This is a genomic window from Maricaulis sp., assembly GCF_017643475.1.
Classification (GTDB): domain Bacteria; phylum Pseudomonadota; class Alphaproteobacteria; order Caulobacterales; family Maricaulaceae; genus Maricaulis.
The window spans coordinates 435,240-453,960 of record NZ_JAEPNI010000001.1; the positions used below are offsets into that span (position 1 = coordinate 435,240).

The 18,721-nt window shown below is 61.0% G+C and carries 18 protein-coding genes and 1 tRNA gene; 16 read left to right on the forward strand and 3 right to left on the reverse strand.

Translation table 11 applies throughout. The features are described from left to right. Nucleotides 1-51 precede the first annotated feature (51 nt). A complete protein-coding gene (gene pepF / locus JJ889_RS02065; protein WP_291891102.1) occupies nucleotides 52-1,950 on the forward strand; it encodes an oligoendopeptidase F in 1,899 nt (632 codons plus the stop codon). 110 nt (nucleotides 1,951-2,060) lie between these two features. On the opposite strand, the gene JJ889_RS02070 is transcribed toward pepF, so the two are convergent. Together JJ889_RS02070 and JJ889_RS02075 are read right to left on the reverse strand one after the other, a co-directional pair. Further along, nucleotides 2,061-3,488 (reverse strand): serine hydrolase, encoded by a 1,428-nt coding sequence (locus tag JJ889_RS02070; RefSeq protein ID WP_291891103.1) that lies wholly within the window; start codon nucleotides 3,486-3,488, stop codon nucleotides 2,061-2,063. Between the two features lie 153 nt (nucleotides 3,489-3,641). After that, nucleotides 3,642-3,731 (reverse strand) — tRNA-Ser (locus JJ889_RS02075). A gap of 528 nt (nucleotides 3,732-4,259) precedes the next feature. Between JJ889_RS02075 and JJ889_RS02080 the strand changes: the two genes are divergently transcribed. From JJ889_RS02080 to JJ889_RS02150, 15 genes are all read left to right on the forward strand, one after another. Further along, nucleotides 4,260-4,910, forward strand: a complete 651-nt coding sequence (locus JJ889_RS02080) for a 50S ribosomal protein L21 (protein WP_291891104.1) — start codon at nucleotides 4,260-4,262, stop codon at nucleotides 4,908-4,910. Nucleotides 4,911-4,922: 12 nt separating this feature from the next. Further along, the gene (gene rpmA / locus JJ889_RS02085; protein ID WP_291891105.1) at nucleotides 4,923-5,192 is read left to right on the forward strand and encodes a 50S ribosomal protein L27; all 270 of its coding nucleotides are present in this window, start codon (nucleotides 4,923-4,925) and stop codon (nucleotides 5,190-5,192) included. Nucleotides 5,193-5,348: 156 nt separating this feature from the next. Further along, nucleotides 5,349-5,858, forward strand: a complete 510-nt coding sequence (locus JJ889_RS02090) for a GNAT family N-acetyltransferase (protein WP_291891106.1) — start codon at nucleotides 5,349-5,351, stop codon at nucleotides 5,856-5,858. 57 nt (nucleotides 5,859-5,915) lie between these two features. Beyond that, nucleotides 5,916-6,977: a GTPase ObgE gene (obgE, locus tag JJ889_RS02095; RefSeq protein WP_291891107.1), complete on the forward strand. Its 1,062-nt coding sequence runs from the start codon at nucleotides 5,916-5,918 to the stop codon at nucleotides 6,975-6,977. Further along, a complete protein-coding gene (proB, locus tag JJ889_RS02100) occupies nucleotides 6,965-8,080 on the forward strand; it encodes a glutamate 5-kinase (RefSeq protein ID WP_366940049.1) in 1,116 nt (371 codons plus the stop codon). The genes obgE and proB overlap by 13 nt, the downstream gene beginning before the upstream one ends. Before the next feature lie 12 nt (nucleotides 8,081-8,092). Then, nucleotides 8,093-9,352, forward strand: coding sequence for a glutamate-5-semialdehyde dehydrogenase (locus JJ889_RS02105; RefSeq protein WP_291891109.1), 1,260 nt, complete (start codon nucleotides 8,093-8,095; stop codon nucleotides 9,350-9,352). Further along, complete coding sequence (locus tag JJ889_RS02110) at nucleotides 9,345-9,998, forward strand: nicotinate-nucleotide adenylyltransferase (RefSeq protein WP_291891110.1); 654 nt, start codon at nucleotides 9,345-9,347, stop codon at nucleotides 9,996-9,998. Before JJ889_RS02105 ends, JJ889_RS02110 begins: the two co-directional genes overlap by 8 nt. A 37-nt stretch (nucleotides 9,999-10,035) precedes the next feature. Further along, a complete protein-coding gene (egtD, locus tag JJ889_RS02115; protein WP_291891111.1) occupies nucleotides 10,036-11,040 on the forward strand; it encodes an L-histidine N(alpha)-methyltransferase in 1,005 nt (334 codons plus the stop codon). 47 nt (nucleotides 11,041-11,087) lie between these two features. After that, entirely contained in the window at nucleotides 11,088-11,492 is a 405-nt protein-coding gene (rsfS, locus tag JJ889_RS02120) for a ribosome silencing factor (RefSeq protein ID WP_291891113.1), read from the forward strand. Next, nucleotides 11,493-11,963: a 23S rRNA (pseudouridine(1915)-N(3))-methyltransferase RlmH gene (gene rlmH / locus JJ889_RS02125; RefSeq protein WP_291891115.1), complete on the forward strand. Its 471-nt coding sequence runs from the start codon at nucleotides 11,493-11,495 to the stop codon at nucleotides 11,961-11,963. A 31-nt stretch (nucleotides 11,964-11,994) separates the two neighbouring features. Then, complete coding sequence (locus JJ889_RS02130) at nucleotides 11,995-13,212, forward strand: peptidoglycan DD-metalloendopeptidase family protein (protein WP_291891117.1); 1,218 nt, start codon at nucleotides 11,995-11,997, stop codon at nucleotides 13,210-13,212. 37 nt (nucleotides 13,213-13,249) lie between these two features. Beyond that, nucleotides 13,250-14,551, forward strand: coding sequence for a S41 family peptidase (locus JJ889_RS02135; RefSeq protein WP_291891119.1), 1,302 nt, complete (start codon nucleotides 13,250-13,252; stop codon nucleotides 14,549-14,551). Between the two features lie 120 nt (nucleotides 14,552-14,671). Continuing rightward, nucleotides 14,672-15,982 carry a divergent polysaccharide deacetylase family protein gene (locus JJ889_RS02140; RefSeq protein WP_291891121.1) on the forward strand — a complete coding sequence of 437 codons (1,311 nt, stop codon included), beginning with the start codon at nucleotides 14,672-14,674 and terminating at the stop codon, nucleotides 15,980-15,982. Between the two features lie 2 nt (nucleotides 15,983-15,984). Next, complete coding sequence (locus JJ889_RS02145; protein WP_291891123.1) at nucleotides 15,985-16,500, forward strand: RNA pyrophosphohydrolase; 516 nt, start codon at nucleotides 15,985-15,987, stop codon at nucleotides 16,498-16,500. Nucleotides 16,501-16,553: 53 nt separating this feature from the next. Further along, nucleotides 16,554-17,438 carry an alpha/beta hydrolase gene (locus JJ889_RS02150; RefSeq protein ID WP_291891125.1) on the forward strand — a complete coding sequence of 295 codons (885 nt, stop codon included), beginning with the start codon at nucleotides 16,554-16,556 and terminating at the stop codon, nucleotides 17,436-17,438. Here JJ889_RS02150 and JJ889_RS02155 read toward each other — a convergent pair. Then, nucleotides 17,435-18,700, reverse strand: coding sequence for an amidohydrolase family protein (locus JJ889_RS02155; protein WP_291891126.1), 1,266 nt, complete (start codon nucleotides 18,698-18,700; stop codon nucleotides 17,435-17,437). The two genes, JJ889_RS02150 and JJ889_RS02155, sit on opposite strands and share 4 nt — an antisense overlap. Between the last annotated feature and the right edge of the window lie 21 nt (nucleotides 18,701-18,721).

Consider the following 18,721-nt stretch of genomic DNA (forward strand, 5'->3'; position numbering starts at 1 on the left):
CCCGCATTCAAGTCATTACTGAGGGGTCGAGCGTGTTGCGCTCGGATAATCATGAAAACGATCAAGAAGCTTAATCGCTCCGCCATCAAGTTCGCTGCGGCCAGTACGCTGGTATTCGCGGCACTCGCCGGGCCGGCAATAGCCCAGGACACCGCGCCGGCCGTTGACGAGGTCTATGTCTGGGACCTGACCCCGTTCTACCCGTCCTACGACGACTGGGATGCCGAGCTGGAACGCCTCCAGGGCGAAGTGGCTGGTCTTGCGGCCTATGAGGGTCGCCTGGATGATGCGCAGACATTGCTCGAAGCACTCGATGCGCAATCCACCTTCTATCGCGAAGTTCTGCGTGTGTGGACCTATGCCTCGAACACCCGGTCCACCAATCTGGGAGATCCGGATGGCCAGGCCATGGTTGGCCGCGTTCAGGCCCTGTTCCAGCAGGCCGCCGCCGCACAGAGCTATATGGCGCCGGAAATTGTGGCCCTGGGCGAACGTCGCATTGAAGGCTTCATTTCGCGTGAAGATGGGCTCGCCAAACATGCCCGCGGCCTGCGAGATACGCTTCGCCAGGGCGAGCATGTCCTGACCCCGGAAGCCGAACAGGTGCTCTCATTGATGGGGATTGCGCTTGGCGCGTCCCAGAATGCGCGCAACCTGCTGGCCAATGCCGAGATCGAATGGCCGACCATCACGCTGAGCGACGGCACCGAGGCGCATCTAACGCCGGCCGGCTATGGCCTCTATCGGGAAGCGCCCAACCGCGCGGACCGGGAAGCGGTCTTTGATGCTTTCTGGGGTCGCTGGTCTGATTATGAAAGCACGTTTGGCGCGACGCTGAACGGCGAGGTCCAGGCCAATGTTGCGACGGCTCGCGCCCGCAATTACGACAATACGCTCCAGTATTTCCTGTCCGGCGACAATATCCCGGAAGAGGTCTATCGGACTCTTGTCCAGGTCACCAATGACCGCATTGATGTCCTGCACCGTTACTTCCGCCTGCGCGCCCGCATGCTGGAGATTGAGGATCTGGGATATCACGACATCTACCCGGCACTGGTCGAGACGGATCTGAGTTTCCCGATCGACGAGACACGTGAACACGTGCTGGCCTCCATGGCTCCGCTGGGGCCGGAATATGTAGACAGTTTTGCAGCGGCCTCCCAAGAGCGCTGGATGCACGTCTACCCGCAGCCTGGCAAGGCATCGGGTGCCTACATGTCAGGCTCGGCCTACGACGTTCATCCGCTGATCCTGCTCAATCACCAGGACACCTATAACAGCGCATCGACCTATGCCCACGAATGGGGCCACGCGATGCACCAGGTCCTGACCAATGAAAACCAGCCCTACGAGCTGTCCAGCTTCTCCATCTTCACCACGGAGATCGCAGCCATTGCCCAGGAGCTGATGCTGCAGGAGCACATGCTCGAACAGGCCGCGAGCGAGAATGAGCGTCTCTTCTATCTCGGTTACGCCCTGGAACAGATGCGTGGCACCTATTTCCGCCAGGTGATGTTCTCGGAGTTCGAAGTCGCCATTCACGAAGCCGTGGAGCGTGGCGAGGCGATGACCGGCGCGCGCATGACCGAGATCTATGGTGAGATCCTGCGCCGATATCACGGCCATGATGAAGGCGTCCTCACCATCACCGATCGGGAGACGATCGAGTGGGCCTATATTCCGCACTTCTATTTCAATTTCTACGTCTACCAGTATGCGACCTCGATAGCGGGTGCCGCGTACTTCGTGGATCAGCTGGAAGACGGTGGTGACCAGGCTCGCGAGACCTATCTAGATTTCCTCAAGGCCGGTGGCTCCGATTATCCGGTCGAGATCCTGCGTGATGCAGGTCTCGATATGACGTCGGCCGATCCCTACAATGCCGTGATCGATCGCATGGTGGCGGTGATGGACGAGATCGAGGCCATCCTCGACGCGCGCGAGCAATAAGCCTCGGAGCATTCCCGAACGCAGGCGCGGCGGAGCTCCACTCTGCCGCGCCTTTCTTTTGGTGCAAATAGCTCAGTCTGCTCGGCCGCGATGACAAACGGGGTGGTGGCTCAGGCCTGGATTTGCTCGTTTCGTCCCAGATAGAATACACCGAGCCTGAACACCGCCAGAGCTAGACCGGTCACGGAACTGGCGATCAGCAAGATCACCATGTCCGGCTGATAGAGGCTCAGCGTGTTCAGCGGCACGCTGAACAGGTTGGGAACCAGGCTGAGGAAGGCCCAGCTCATCGTGCCGGTAGTGAGCAGCGGGAACCAGAGGCTGAAATGACCAGACACGCCTGATTTCGCCCGCAAGCCGGCCCTCAGCAGCCAGGCTCCGACAATGCCTGCAACGAAGAAGACCGGCAGGCTCATCAACATCACAAAGAAGAGTTTCGCTGACAGCTGGCTGCCAACGCTGACATACGGATCGTCCAGGGCGATCGCAGGAATGCCGGACAGGAGATCCGCTGTGAGGCCAAACCCCATGCCGCTGCTAGCATTGACCAGAACCACGACGCCCCGACCTTCAGACAGGGACAGCGCCGCAATCGTCTCGACGCCCGGGCTCAGGCCTGTGTGATAGGCATCACCATTCTCGACATCGATGAACCAGCCCAGCCCGTAGAAAGGTGATGCCACGTTTGCGGGTTGCAGCATCAGGGCTTTGCTCTCGGCACTGATCAAATCGTCCTGGCCATTGGTCATGATGGCCAGGTAGCGAGCGACATCGGCAGCACTGGCGATGACACCGCCCGCAGGCGCCATGACACGTGATGTCCTGCGGTCTGCGACTGGCCGACGGCCGGTAAACCAGGGTGGATGCCCGGTCGCGATGGTCTCGTGAACCTCGCCGTCAGCAACAAAACTGCTGTTCATGCCGGCGGGTTCGAGGATTTCGCTTTCGATATAGTCTGCGAAAGTCGCCCCGCTGACCACTTCGACAAGCCGGCCAAGGATCAGGTAGTTGGCGTTTGAGTACCACCAGCGCTGACCCCTCTGCGCTGCCGGAACGAGCTCTGCGAGTCGGTTAACACGGGCAGCAAGCTCGTCCGATCCGCCGGTCTGGTCGGTGTGGGATTGATTGCCCTGCAGGGTCGAGTAACCGCTGGTATGGCTGAGGAGTTCACGCACGGTGATCGCCGCGCCGGCCTGGCCGTTGAATTCCTCGAGATAGGTCGAGATCCCGGCATCCAGGGAAACTTCCCCGGCCTCGACCAGCTGCATGACGGCCATGGCCGTGAAACTCTTGGAAATTGACCCCAGCTGGAAGGGCGTATCCGCTGTGACGGCTCGTCCGCTGCCTAGGAGCATTTCGCCTCGGGCACTGGCCTGGACAGTGCCTCGCTCAACCACCGCATAGGCCAGGCCTGGTGCCGATGATGTCGGCATGGCCTCGTCTACCAGGGCCTCGATGGCCTGCATGGTCTCCCCGAATTGCGCGTTGACGGGGCTGGTCAGGACCAGGGCTGTTAGCAATGAGAGCAAGCGCCACATCTAGCAGGGCCTCCGCGAAAAAAAGGGCGAACAAATCAAATGAGGCCCGAACCTAACCTAGGCCTGTGGCAGTGGCTATTTGGGACATCCGAACAGGAACGCAGCGCATGTCCCGCGTTTCGTATTCGTTCGAGCGATTGTTGAACGGGATAGTGGCGGAGAGAGAGGGATTCGAACCCTCGGAACGCTTGCGCGCTCAACGGTTTTCGAGACCGCCCCGTTCGACCACTCCGGCACCTCTCCGCGGGGACAGGCGTAATGGCTGAGTGATCGGATAAAATCAAGGGCCGGCGCTGTGCTTGCGTGCTGTCAGCAGTTTGATCTGCCTGTGCAGATCGTAATTTGTGGTTTGCCTTCAGAGGCGGTTCCGTGCCGAGGTGGCGAGTTTTGTTTTGGGGGAGCCGATCGTACGTGTCCTGTTGAGTTTGATTTTTTCCAGCCTGGTCCTGACCGGGTGTGCGAGTTCATCACTGACCGATGAGGAGCGTGCTCAGCGCGCGGAAGAGCGCCGCGTTGAGCGCGAACAACGTGCCGGTGATGTATGCACGGGCCGACGCCTCTGCAGATAGTGTCTAAAATTGCCTGCCGTGATTGACTCTCATGGCTGGCTGCGTATAACGCCCGCTCCTGCCCGCATGGCGCTTGCCTTGCGGGCCGGTTTTATTGCCACAACGCTGCGCCACAAACGCAGTGAAGAAAAAGGACCTGCGGAGCGGTTTGGCCAGGGTGGCCGGCAGCGGACCGACAGGATCGGACAAAAGGAATTCGATCATGTTTGCAGTGATCAAGACCGGCGGCAAGCAATACCGTGTCGCCACCGGAGACGAGATCCGGGTAGAAAAACTTGAAGGCCAGGCTGGCGACACGCTCGACATGGGCGATGTTCTGATGCTGGGCGGCGAAGAAGGTGTCACCGTTGGTGCGCCGACGGTTGAGGGCGCGCAGGTTATCGGCGAAGTGCTGGTGACTGATCGCGACCGCAAGATCATCGTATTCAAGAAGCGCCGTCGCCAGAATTACCGCCGCACCAAGGGCCACCGCCAGTGGGGTACCACGGTTCGCATCGCCGAGATCGTTGCACCGGGTTCCAAGGCCAAGACGAAGCTGAAAACCACGACGGCCGCTCCGGTTGTCGAGGACGCCAAGACGGAAGCGCCGAAAGCCAAGGCTGCTCCGAAGAAGGCTGAAGCCAAGAAGGCCGCTGCTCCGAAAAAGGAAGCTGCTGCTCCGGCCGCCAATGATGACCTGACCCAGCTGACCGGCGTTGGCCCGGCCTTGGCGAAGAAACTGAACGAAGCAGGTGTCACGAGCTTTGCACAGATCGCAGCTTGGACCGACGCAGACATGGAAGCCCTCGGCGTAACGGCGAAAGCCGAGAAGGGTGACTGGATTGCCGCTGCCAAAGCTCTGGCAGCGAAGTAGGAGGACTAGTCAATGGCTCACAAAAAAGCAGGCGGCTCATCCCGTAACGGACGCGACTCCGAAGGCCGGCGCCTTGGTGTCAAGAAATCCGGTGGTCAGCACGTGATCCCGGGCAACATCATCATTCGTCAGCGCGGCACCAAGGTAAATCCGGGCGCCAATGTTGGCATGGGTAAAGATCACACGCTCTTCGCACTGACCGAAGGTCGCGTGAAATTCCAGAAAAAGTCTGGCGGCAAGTCCTACGTATCCGTAGAGCCGATTGCAGACGCAGCCGAATAGAACGGTTCATGAGATATCGGACCGTTCGCTTGAACAGCGGGGTCCGACGAGCGCAATAGCGCAAAAGGGGAGACGGGCCACCGTCTCCCCTTTTTGTTTCTCCCCGGGTGTTTGATGGAGACGGACATGGGTCCGCAGATAAGAACCGAGAGAACGTTGTTGCGTTTGCCCGAGCTGAGGGATGCCCCGGCCTTGTCGCGTTTTGCCGGAGATATCGATGTGGCGAAGATGACCAGCCGCATCCCCTCGCCCTACCCGCTGATCTCTGCCGAGATCTGGGTGTTGCAAACGCGGGCCGGATGGGTGCCGGGTCGCAATACGTCCATGACGGTCGAGATGGACGGTGCGCTGGCAGGCGGGGGCGGCGTGTTCCGCCGCGCGCCCGACAGCGACTGGGAGATCGGTTACTGGATCGCCAAGCCCTTCTGGGGGCAGGGGCTGGGGACCGAAATCGGCCGGGCCCTTGTGGATTATGCGCGAACCGAACTGGGCGCAGGCCGCGTGGTCGCCGGACACTATGCTGACAACCCCGCTTCGGGGCGTATCCTGCAGAAGCTGGGCTTTGAATACACCGGAGAGGAGCCGCACCTCTTCTCCATGGCACGAATGGGCCGTTATCCCTGCAAGAGCATGACGCTGGTCGGCGAAAAGCAAACGGCAGCGTAGTGAAAAGATGGCTTTTGAAGCGCTTCCGGCTATACAGGCTCAAAGCAAGGTAACAGCATGAAATTCCTCGATCAGGTCAAAGTCTTTGTGAAATCCGGGAACGGAGGAGCCGGTTGTGTCTCCTTCCGACGGGAGGCCTATGTCGAATATGGCGGTCCGGATGGCGGTGATGGCGGCAAGGGTGGCGATGTCTGGGTCGAGGCGGTTGAAGGTCTCAACACGCTGATCGACTATCGCTACCAGCAGCATTTCAAGGCCCAGGTCGGCACGCACGGCATGGGCCGCAACAAGACGGGTGCCGGTGGAGACGATGTTGTCCTGCAAGTGCCTGCGGGTACGCAGGTCCTGGACGAGGATAATGACGAGGTCCTGGCTGACCTCGTAGAGATCGGCCAGCGTGTCATGCTCGCCAAGGGCGGTGATGGCGGCAAGGGCAATGCCCGCTTCAAATCCTCTACCAACCAGGCCCCCCGCAAATCCACCCCGGGCTGGCCGGGCGAGGAGCGCTGGCTCTGGCTGCGCCTCAAGCTAATCGCGGATGTCGGCCTGGTCGGACTGCCCAATGCCGGCAAGTCGACATTCCTGAGCGCGGTCAGCCGCGCCAATCCCAAGATTGCCGCCTATCCCTTCACCACGCTTTATCCCAATCTGGGGGTGGTTGATCTGGGGCCGGGCTCGCGTTTTATCGTGGCTGATATTCCCGGTCTTATCGAGGGTGCGCACGAAGGTGCCGGCATCGGCGATCGTTTCTTGGGTCATATCGAGCGGTGCGCCTCCCTCATCCACTTGATTGATGGCACCCAGGAAGACCCGGTCAGCGCCTATCATACAGTCCGCCAGGAATTGCTGGCCTATGGTGGTGGTCTGGAAGACAAGGCCGAGATCATCGTTCTCAACAAGACCGATGCCATGACAGATGATGACGCAGCAGAGCGCGCCAAGGCGCTTTCCGAGGCGATTGGGCAGCCGGTCGTGCAGATGTCTGGCGTGTCCGGGTCCGGTGTTAAGCAGCTCTGCTCCGCAGCCTGGGACATGGTCAAGCTGGAGCGTGCCGAGGAAGTAGCCGCCGCTGCTGCCGCGGAAGCCGGTGACGACGAAGAGCCAGGCTGGGCGCCGTGACACGGGCTGCGTTCACTTCTGTCCGCAGCCTGGTCGTGAAAGTCGGTTCCGCGCTGCTACAGGAGGGACCGGCCGCTTTCCAGAGAATTGCCGATGATATCGCCGCCTTGCATGCGCAGGGTGTCCGGACGACGATTGTCTCCTCCGGTGCGGTGGCGCTCGGTCGACCCAAGCTGGGGCTACGCAAGGGCGGGCTGACGCTGGAGCAGAAACAGGCTGCCGCCGCCGCGGGGCAGACCCTGCTGGTTGACGCCTGGGCGAGGGCGTTCGAGCCGCACAAGCTACAGACGGCGCAGGCTCTTATCACGCTCGACGTGACTGAAATCCGCCGTCGCTGGCTCAATGCACGCTCCACGCTCAACACCCTTCTGGACCTGGGCGCCGTGCCGGTCGTCAATGAGAATGACACCGTCGCGACCGAAGAAATCCGCTATGGCGACAATGACCGGCTCGCTGCGCGCGTGGCGCAGTTGGTGGGGGCGGATCTGCTGGTCTTGCTGTCGGATATCGATGGTCTCTACACAGTCGACCCGCGCAATGACCCTGGGGCCCGAAAGCTGAGCGAGGTCCCCGAGATCACGGACGAGATCCTGGCCATGGCGGGAGATGGCAATGCCGAGGCCGGGGTCGGGACCGGTGGCATGGTCACCAAGCTGGCGGCTGCCGGCATTGCGGCGCAATCGGGCTGTGCTACGGCGATTACACATGGTGCCCACGACAAGCCTATCCAGTCCCTCGCAGATGCGGGACATGGCAGCTGGTTCTCAGCGCCGGAAGGCATGCGGATTGGTCGGACATCCTGGCTTGCCGGCGCGATCGACCCCAAGGGATCCATCCAGGTGGATGATGGTGCCGGAAAAGCGGTGCGCGACGGCAAGTCGTTGTTGCCGGTGGGGGTGACAGCTGTCTCTGGTCAGTTCGAGCGGGGCGATCCGGTGATGATCGTCTCCGCCCAGGGACAGGTCATTGCGCGGGGCATATCTGCCTACGACGCCAATGATGCGCGCTTGATTGGCGGGCAGAAGACTGATCGAATTGAAGAAATCCTCGGATATAAACGAGCGGCTGCCCTGGTGCATGCCGACGATATCCTGCTCAGCTAGCGGAGTAGTGCTGTGACGGTTGAAAGTCTGGCCCTGGAGATGGCGCAGCGTGCCCAGTCGGCGCGACAGGCGGCTGCAAACCTTCCGGCGGAACAACGGTCTGCCGCTTTAAGCTCGGTCGCGGTCGCGATGGAGGCCGCCTCTGACGCGATCCTCGCGGCCAATGCCCGGGATATGGAGACAGCTCGCGCCAATGACCGACCGGCGGCTTTTCTCGATCGTTTGATGTTGAATGAAGCCCGTTTGGGCGACATTGCCGCCGCTGTGCGCCAGATTGCAGCGCAGAATGATCCTCTGGGTGAGGTGATTGAGGCCTGGGAGGCGCCGAGCGGGGTGAATATCTCCCAGGTTCGGGTGCCGATCGGTGTTCTGGGTGTGATTTTCGAAGCGCGCCCCAATGTAACGGCGGATGCGGCGGCCCTTGCGATCCGCTCGGGTAACGCCGTCCTGCTTCGCTCCGGGTCGGATTCCCTGCAATCCGCGCTGGCGCTTGTTTCCGCGATCCGTCGCGGCCTGGAAGCGGCAGGATTCCCTGCTGACCTGGTTCAGCATCCCGATACGGCAGACCGGGCCTTCGTCGGTGCGATGCTGTCAGGCCTTGAGGGCCAGCTGGACCTGGTAATTCCGCGGGGTGGCAAAGCCCTTGTCGCGCGTGTACAGGCCGAGGCACGGATTCCGGTGCTGGGGCATCTGGACGGGATCTGCCACGCCTATCTGCATCCCAGTGCCGATCGTGACATGGCCCGCGCCATCATCCTCAATGCCAAGCTGCGCCGAACCGGCGTCTGCAATGCGCTGGAATGTCTGTTGATCGATCGCGCTGCAGTCGCCACGCATTGGCCGATGATTGCCGAGGCGCTCAGCGATGCCGGCTGTGAAATCCGGGCTGACGAGAGCTTGCGCGGGGCCTTTTCTTCGGCTGTGGCCGCCAGTGACGGCGACTGGGGGCATGAATTCCTCGATGCCATTATTGCTGCGCGCGTGGTGGACGGGCTGGAAGGGGCAACTGCCCATATCGCCCAATACGGGTCCGGTCACACGGATCTTGTTTTGGCTGGCGATGCGGTGGTTCAGGAGGCCTTCCTCAACACGGTCGACAGCGCCGTGGTCATCGCCAATGCCTCGACAGGTTTTTCAGATGGCGGCGAGTTCGGCTTCGGCGCCGAGATCGGCATCGCCACCTCCCGCCTGCATGCGCGCGGTCCGGTCGGTGCGCGCCAGCTGACGAGTTACAAATACGTCGTTCGTGGTGATGGGCAGACGCGTGGCTAGACGACGCTCGCAACCTGTTACGGGACGCCGGTCCGCACCCGGTCGATGTGGCGCTCGTGTGCTTCAGGGTGAGGCCCTCGCATCGGGTCAGCGTGTCGGTTTGTTCGGGGGCAGTTTCGATCCGGTGCATGGCGGACATATGCATGTCGCCATAGCGGCGATGAGACGGTTGGGTCTGGACCGTATCTGGTGGCTTGTTTCACCTCAGAATCCCATCAAGAACCGCAAGGCTGACGCCTTTGCGGAGCGGTTCCAGGCCGTGCAGGGGACGGTCCAAAAGCCGGGTATGGTGATCAGTGATGTCGAGCGTCGCTGGGGTGTTCAGCATACGATGGCGCTGCTGTCAGAGCTGAAAAAGCGATTTCCAAACAACAGTTTCGTCTGGGTGATGGGGGCGGACAACCTGCGTGGATTTCATCGCTGGTATCGCTGGCGGGATATATTCAACTGCGTACCTGTCGTCGTGGTTTCCAGGCCGCAAGATCCGGTCAGGGCGCGCCTGTCGATTGCGGCAAGTGTCTATCGCAATGCACGAATTCGTGAGTATGACGCGAAAAATCTGGCTCTTAAAACGGCGCCGGCATGGACCTATCTGATTGAACCGTTACAATCGGAGTCCTCGAGCGCGATACGCGCACAACGCTAGATCTCGCCCTTTTCTCCGCAGCAAACTGGAAGTTTACATGACCGACCAAGTGATCGGCCGCCAATCTGCGCATGCCCTGATCAATTTTTTTGACGACCAGCATCCGCCGCTTGGAGATTTCATGCGTGATGTCGAGGAGGGTCTGTCCGCGACGCCGCGTTCCATCCCGCCGGTCTATTTCTACGATCAGGAAGGGTCCGCCCTGTTCGACCAGATCACCGAATTGCCGGAGTATTATGTGACACGCACCGAGCTGGACTTGCTGGGCAAGATCTCCAGCGAGCTCTCGTTGCGGGCCGGTGCCGGCGCCGTGGTGATCGAACCCGGATCAGGGTCGAGCGTGAAGATCCGCACGCTGCTGGATGCGCTGGGCGATGCGTCCGGTTATGTTGGTCTGGATATCTCACGCGATCACCTGATTGCGGCGTGTGAAGACCTGGCGCGGGATTATCCCGATGTGGCCATTGGCGCTGTGTGTGCGAACTTCACGGCTGGTCTGAAGCTGGACCACCTTCCCCTGCCGGACGGGCGTCGCCTGATCTTTTTCCCGGGATCAACCATTGGCAATTTCGAACCGGCCGATGCGCGGGCCGTACTGGCCGGTTTTCGCTCGGGCATGCGAAAGGGGGATGCTGTCCTGATCGGCGCGGACCGGGTCAAGGACGAACAGATCCTGGTTGATGCCTATGACGACGCAGCTGGCGTCACCGCCGCCTTCAATCTCAACCTGCTCGAGCGAATCCGGAGCGAGCTGGGAGCCACTCTCAATGTTGAGGATTTCACCCACAAATCCATCTGGAACACAGAGCTTCAGCGTATCGAGATGCATCTCGTTGCCCAACGCCGCACCGAAATCGAGCTGAACGGCAAGGTCCATGTGTTTGAGGTCGGCGAGACCTTGCACACCGAAAACTCCCACAAATTCACGCCGACGAGCTTTCAGTTGCTGGCGGAGAGCGCCGGATACACGGTCGTCAAGCACTGGTCAGACCAGGCTGAACTCTTCTCGCTCTACTGGCTCGAACCAAACTGGGAAGCGTGATATAGACGTCCCTTGTATTGGTGGTCAGAAAGGACAACCCCCTGTCTATGGAAACAATCCGCCAGGTTGAAGGCGAAGCGGCTGCGGCCGTTCGTGTCACTGGCGAAGATGGACCCGTCGAAGAGCTGGAAACGCTCATTATCGACAGTTTGGAAGACGACAAAGCTGAAGACATCGTCTCGATCGACCTTCGTGGCAAATCGTCCGTTACCGACATCATGATCATCGCATCCGGTCGTTCTGCGCGTCATGTAAACGCGCTGGCGGATCACTTGTTGCGTGGAATCAAGGAGTCGGGACGTTCCGGTGCGCGCGTTGAAGGCCTGCAGACCTGTGACTGGGTGCTGATTGATGCCGGCGATATCGTCATCCACCTGTTCCGACCGGAAGTTCGCAGCTTCTACAATCTGGAGAAGATGTGGTCGGTCGAGCCGGACGATACGGCGTCCTAGGTGAAACTCACAATCGCGGCCTTGGGGCGGCTCAAGGGCGGCCCCGAGCGTGAGCTGGTTGATGATTATCTCAAGCGTGCCACACAAACCGGACGCCCGCTCGGGCTAGGACCGGCCGGCGAGCTCGAGATTGATAACCGCAGCCTGAAAAGCAAAGCCGATGAGAGCCGTGCCCTAGCGGGCGCGCTGCCTTCGGGTGCGCGCATTATCCTGCTGGACGAACGCGGCAAGACGCTGACCTCCCCGCAGCTTGCTCAGCAGCTTGGTCGCTGGCGCGACGATGGCAGTCGTGAGGCGGTTTTCTGTATTGGTGGCGCTGACGGGCATGATCGCGGCGTGCTCCCGCAGCCGGACCTGGTGCTGTCCTTTGGATCGCTGGTCTGGCCGCATATGCTGGTTCGCGTGATGATCGCGGAACAGATCTATCGTGCCGCCTCAATTCTGGCCGGATCGCCATATCATCGTGATTGAGCGTTAACCTTGGCAGAGCTAGCTTGCCTTCATGATCCCGCTCCTTTTCGTCTCGTTTCTGGCTGTTACCCAGCCACCGGACTCGGTTCCGCCCGATCCGGCGGAGGCCGAACGCCTTGAGCAGCAGGAACAGCTAAGCGCTGAAGAGGCCCGCATTGCGCGCGAGCAGGCTGAGGAGATTTCACGCGAAATCTCGGCCCTTCAGCAACAGCTGGTCGCCCTGGGCCGTGAAGTTGATGCCAGTGAGAACGCAGCCTTGCGCTCGGAAGGTGAGCTCGTTCGCCTATCAGCCGAAGAGGCGGAAATCCTTGATCGCCTGGCGGCAAACCGCGAGACATTGATAGACGTGCTCGCAGCGATCCAGCGCATCGAGTCGCAAACACCGCCTGCCCTGATGGCGTCGCCGGATGACGCTGCGGAGGCCGCGCGTGCGGCCAGTCTGATGTCTGAACTGGCTCCGGCGCTTCGAGAGCGGGCGGCTGAACTGGCGGAGGAGCTTGAAGCCCTTCGCGCCGTTCGTGCTTCCATTGAGGCCGAGCAGATCACGATGGCCAGCGCCGAGAATGCCCTGACAGGTCAGCGCCTGGAGTTACAGGTCATGATCGCCGAGCGCCGGGCCCTCGAGGCACGCCGTCGCAACGAAGCTGAGGAATTGCTCACTGAATCCAGCCAGGCCGGAGAGCGCGCGCAATCGATCCGATCACTTCTCGGTGAGATCGCACGCATGTCTGATGTGGTGCCCTCTATCAGTCCAAGGCGTCTGCTGGGCTCTGATGACATTCCCACGCCGCGATTGCGGCCCGTGCGCGGCCTGACCGACGCCCAGGCCCCACTGGTTCCACTGGAGAGTTTGCGCTTCGCTGAAGCGCGAGGACGCCTGCGCCCGCCAGCTGCCGGGGCGATTGCGACTGAATACGGCGATGTGACCGAAGATGGCACACGATCTGAAGGAATTTTCATTCGAACGCGCGGTGGAGCACAGGTAGTGTCTCCTTTCGATGCTCAGGTCGAGTATGCCGGACCGTTCAACACCTACGGCGGTCTCTTGATACTGAATGTCGGAGATGACTACTATATCGTGCTGGCAGGCATGGCCGTGACCTATGCCAGCGCCGGGCAAAGCGTCCTCGCGGGAGAACCCGTTGGTGCAATGCCACAAAACGGCCAAACGGCACCAGAATTGTATCTGGAGCTGAGAAGGAACGGAAATGCTGTTGACCCGGGGCCCTGGCTCCGCAGCAGCCGATAGCCGTTTCAGGAGTTACGCGGAAAGGACGCGCGCTTACATGCGGATCAATATTCTCGCTTCGGTTTCGGCTTTCGCTCTGGGGGCATTTGCGCTCGCGGTTTCTGCAGAAGGCAGCCAGGAAGACCGAACGGAAACATTCCGCCAGCTTGAGCTCTTTGGCGATGTCCTCAGCCGGATCGAGTCCGATTATGTATCAGACACCGAACAGGCCGCCCTGATCGAGGCAGCCATCGAAGGCATGCTCGACTCGCTTGATCCGCACTCGGGTTATCACAATCCGGAAAGTTATCAGGACCTGCAGGTCACCACGCGTGGCGAGTATGGCGGCCTGGGCATGGAAGTTGTCAGCCGCGATGACTACATCACCGTCGTTTCCCCGATCAGTGACACGCCAGCGGAACGTGCGGGCCTGCGCACCAATGACCGAATTGTCGCCGTTGATGGCGAGGATATTCGTGGCGCGTCTGTGACCGACGCGGTTGAGTTGATGCGCGGTGCAGTCGGTGACCCGGTCACCATCACGATTTCCCGTGGCGATGATGTGCCGTTCGACGTCACGCTCGTCCGCGACACCATTCCGCTGCGCACCGTCGTCTCGCGTATCGAGGAGGGGCTGCCCTATCTGCGCATCTCCGGTTTCAACGAGCGTACAACCGAGATGCTGCTGGAGCAGCTGGTCGAGCTCGAGCGTGAAAATGACGGTCCTCTGCCGGGCCTGATCCTGGACCTGCGTTTCAATCCGGGTGGTCTTCTCGACCAGGCGATCGGTGTGACCGATGCCTTCCTGGATGGTGGCGAAGTGGTTTCCACCCGCACGCGCGATCCGCGCGACACCCAGCGCTACAATGCGCGTCCGGGCGACCGCCTCGATGGTTCACCGATCGTGATCCTGATCAATGAGGGTTCTGCCAGTGCTGCGGAGATCGTGGCCGGTGCCCTGCAGGACCGCGAACGCGCCCAGCTGATTGGCATGACCAGCTTCGGCAAAGGGTCGGTCCAGACGATCATCCCGCTGCGAGGTGGACGTGATGGTGCGCTGCGCCTGACGACCGGCAGGTATTACACGCCGGCGGGTCGTTCTATCCAGGCGACGGGCATTATTCCTGATCTCCAGATCAGTTCTTTCCCGATCGAAGATGGCGAAGACGCCGCCATGTCGTCCGAAGCTGATCTCGATGGTGCGCTGGACAATGACACCGGTGCCGAGCGGATCGAGCAGGATCTGGCGGTGATCGAACAGCCGCCAGAAGACTGGAACGAGAACGAGGATTATCAGCTACATCGTGCACGCGAGATCCTGCGCGCCTCGATGGAGCGTCAGCAGGCATCCTTGCAATAGGTCTCGATCCGTCGAAAGCCATTATCAGCGTTAACGCTTTCTGCACAGGAGCCCGCCACTCTGGAGCCGACGATCTGTGCCCGCGATTCGGGCGCCTAATCTGACGCCGAGAGACGGATCATGACTGCTGCCGCCGCTGCTGCCTTGCGCCATGCTGCCCCCTTGTTGAACATTCGCGCCCCGATTTTCGCCGGGCTGGGAGCGGCCGGCGTGTTTGCCCTGGTCATCCTGGGTGTGGCGATTTTCGGCAATGGACAGTTTGATGCGCCGAGCGCAACGGGCCGTGTGGGCCCACTTCCTCAGGCAGCTGTCACCCCAGAGCCCGCAGCAGAGACGCAAAATCCGATCAGTTTTCAGTCTCCCGATGAGGGAGCGGAAGTCAGCCTCAGCGGCGTCAATGAAGGGTTTGAGGCGCCTGCAAGCGAGCCAACAGCGCCCAATGGTCCCGGTTCTGACCCGGCAAGCGCAGAAGTCAGCCATGCTTCAGCCGCCAGCAATCCTGAGGCTCTTGCGCGCGCGCCGTTCTCCGGCCTGACCGAACCGGGTCCGGGTGGCCCCTTGCCGGTAATTGGCCCAAATGATCTTCGCCCTTCTCGCGCCTATGCCCGTCCCTTCCATGGAGACCCCAATACCCCGATGATCGGCATTGTTGTGGGTGGAATGGGCGTCAATCCGACGGTGACGACGGCCGCGATCGAGGAGCTGCCGCCGGAAGTCGCGCTGTCCTTCTCGCCCTATGTCGAGAATCTGCAAGGCTGGATCGACCAGGCGCGCGCCGCTGGTCATGAAGTGCTGATCGAAGCGCCGATGGAGCCGTTCGACTACCCTAATAGCGATACGGGGCCGTACACATTGCTTGCTGACGGCCCGACCGAGGAAAACGAGCGGCGACTGATGTGGATTCTCAGCCGTACGACCGGATATTTTGGTGTAGCCAATTATCAGGGTACACGTTTCTCGACGTCGCGCCCGGCGGTGGAATCACTGATGCACTCGCTGGAACGTCGCGGCGTGGCCTATCTGCATGATGGTGTCGGCCGCCGCAGCCTGATCGATACGGTCGGCGCTGGCACGAACGTCGAATACGCCATTGCGGATCGCATTCTGGACGAAGAGCTGAGCCCCGCCATCATCGATCAGCGCTTGCTGGCGCTTGAGGCGCTCGCGATCCAGAACGGTGCGGCGCTCGGTAGCGGTTTTGCCTATCCCGTTACGGTCGACCAGGTCCAGGCCTGGTCCCTGGGCTTGGAATTGCGCGGCTATCAGCTTGCACCACCATCTGCCGTCATGGCTCGGCGCCGACTCGAGGCCCGCCTCGCTGCAGAGGCGCAGGGCACGAACCAGCATGCGGAGGAAGAAACGCAGCACCGCTGGATGGATGACGCCGAAGGGGGTGACGAATACGGCGCTGCCGCGGATGACGGTCACTGATCGTGTCCGAGGACGCCTACCCCCAGCACAGGCCCAATGTCGGCATCGCCTTGTTCAATTCGCTCGGCGAGGTGTGGATCGGCAAGCGGGATGCCGCCGAGCCGCCCTGGCAGTGGCAATTGCCGCAGGGTGGAATTGATCCGGGTGAAGCACCTGAAGATGCCGCGCTGCGAGAACTGTACGAAGAGACTGGTGTTAAGCCGGAACTGGTCGAGCCCCTGGGCGCGATAGACCGCTGGATTGCCTATGATTATCCGCCGGACGTGCGCGATGATCCCAGATTCGCCCGCAAGCGGCATCTCGGGCAGAAACAGCGATGGTTCGCCTATCGTTTTAACGGCAGCGCAGAGGATTTCGACCTGGAGGCCCATGGTGAAGTCGAGTTCTGCGACTGGCGCTGGGGGCGCCTGGAGGAGTTACCGGACCTGATCATCCCGTGGAAACGCGAGACCTATGTCCAGGTCATGCGGGAATTCTCGCGCTTTGCCATCCCTGCGAGAGCTTCCAAACCCGCCTGACTTGATCGGCGCGCCGAACCGGCAAATGTTCTTCCCTGACCGGAGGGGCAGGCATGCCATTATCCTTTGCAGACTTGGACACCTATCGCCAGAGCGCCCGTCATTTCAATGGGCCGCACGGACGCATAGCCTGGTGGATGCGTGGCCAGGGACGCCCGCTTTTGCTGATTCACGGATTTCCGACCTGTTCCTATGACTGGTCGCGTATCTGGCCGCGTCTGGTCGGTAGCGGCTTCAATCCGATTGCGCTCGACATGCTGGGTTTTGGCCTGTCCGACAAACCGGACATGCACCGCTATGATCTGATGCAGCAGGCGGACCTGCATACCCAGCTGATGCACATTGCCGAGGTCGATGAGTGTGATGTCGTCGCGCATGATTATGGTGTGTCCATCGCCCAGGAATTATTGGCCAAACAGAACCGAGGGCGCCTGGGCTTTCGCATCAACTCGGTCAGCTTTCTCAATGGTGGGCTGTTTCCGGATCAGCATCGCGCCCGTTTTATCCAGCGGTTGCTGAACAGCCCGCTGGGACCTGTTCTCAGCACCATGCTGACACGCAAGCGTTTCGGTGCGTCATTCGCGGCCGTGTTTGGCGCGGATACCCAGCCGGACGAGGAGGAGCTGGATGCGTTCTGGGAGCTGCTCTGCGAACACAATGGGCATCGCATCGGTCACCTGCTGATCCGGTATATCCGGGATCGCAAACAGCATGCTCGCCGCTGGGCGGATGCATTGCAGGGCGCTGGCGATACGCGACTGCAATTGATCAATGGCAGCCAGGACCCCGTCTCTGGCCGCCATCTTGCGGATGCCTTTGCCGAACGGGTGCAAGAAGCGCAGATCGTTCGGCTGGACGGGGCAGGGCACTACCCGCAATGGGAAGCTCCGGACGATGTGTTCGAGGCACTCCGGAGTTTCCTGACCCCGGCCGGCTAGTTGCCGGCCGAAAGGTATTCGCGCTGCACCGGTCGTCCATCCAGGATGACCCAGCGGATCGAACCCATGTCGCTAATATCATTGCGCGGGTCCTCGCTCAGAAGCAGAAGGTCGGCCTGTTTGCCCACCTCAGCGGAACCGATCTCGTCTTCCAGGCCGAGCAGGCGAGCATTGTTGATTTTGGCGGCCGCCAGAACCTCGGACGGGATCATGTCCATCTGCTCCATGGTCAGCATCTCCTGATAGCCATGCAGGCCCGGTGCATTGGTGTAGGTCGGGCTGGACGGGGTGTCGGACGCCAGGACAAGCTCGGCGCCATTGGCGTGAAGATAACGGCCGACTGCGATGACCCGGCGCAGTGCTGCACGGGAGGTTTCTCCCGGTTCGCCGGTGGGCGCATGACCGAGAAAATTCTCCACCACGACAGGATTGACATCGGCTATCCGCTCCAGATTATCCCGGAACCATCCGCCCCGGGGGCCGGAATGCCACGTGATCAACTCACGCGGCAATGTCGCCGCAAGCGCGTCGCTGGTCAGGAAGTCCACGTCATAGAGCGCGACTTCTCCGTGAATAACGCCGGTGGTCAGCTGTACGGTGATGCCGTTTTCGATTGTGGCATCGAGCAGGTCTTCAATCTGCGCCGGCAGCTCTGTCTCCGGATTGACCTGAGCGCCGTTCAGCTGGTCCCAGTGCCAAAGCCCGTGCGCCATGACGTGGGCACGCGCTTCAACCGCAGTGTGCCAGGACAGAAGCGAGGTCGCGTGCAGCAGGTTGAACAGGCCACGCGTTTCCGCTTCCCGCGCGACCCGGTCGAGAACCTCGGTCGGAGCCGTATTGAAGTCGAAAAGGCCGCCAAACCCCGGTTCATGGAAGGTCTTGATACAGATCGCATCGCCATCATCTGCGATACGCCCAACGACGGCCTCGGGGGTGTGTTCGGCAGGATCATGCTCGGCGGGGATGCTCTGGGCGACATCCGGGTCGTGAATGTAGTAGGGCGCCTCGTAACGATACTCCTCGGGTTCGAACATCATGCCGTAACCATTCGCATACGGCGCTGCACGGCAGGCGTGGAGCTGGGAGGAGAGCTCCAGCCCGTTCCAGTGATCCACAAAAGGCCGAGAACGTGTCAGGTCGAGCAGGGTGGTAAAACCCCAGTAGAGATAGGAGCGAGGCTCCTGGCGCCGATAGGCGCGAACCAGCGCAATATTCTCCTCGACCATGTCGCCACGCAGACCGCCATTGCCCCCGAGATGCACATGGCTGTCGATGAGCCCCGG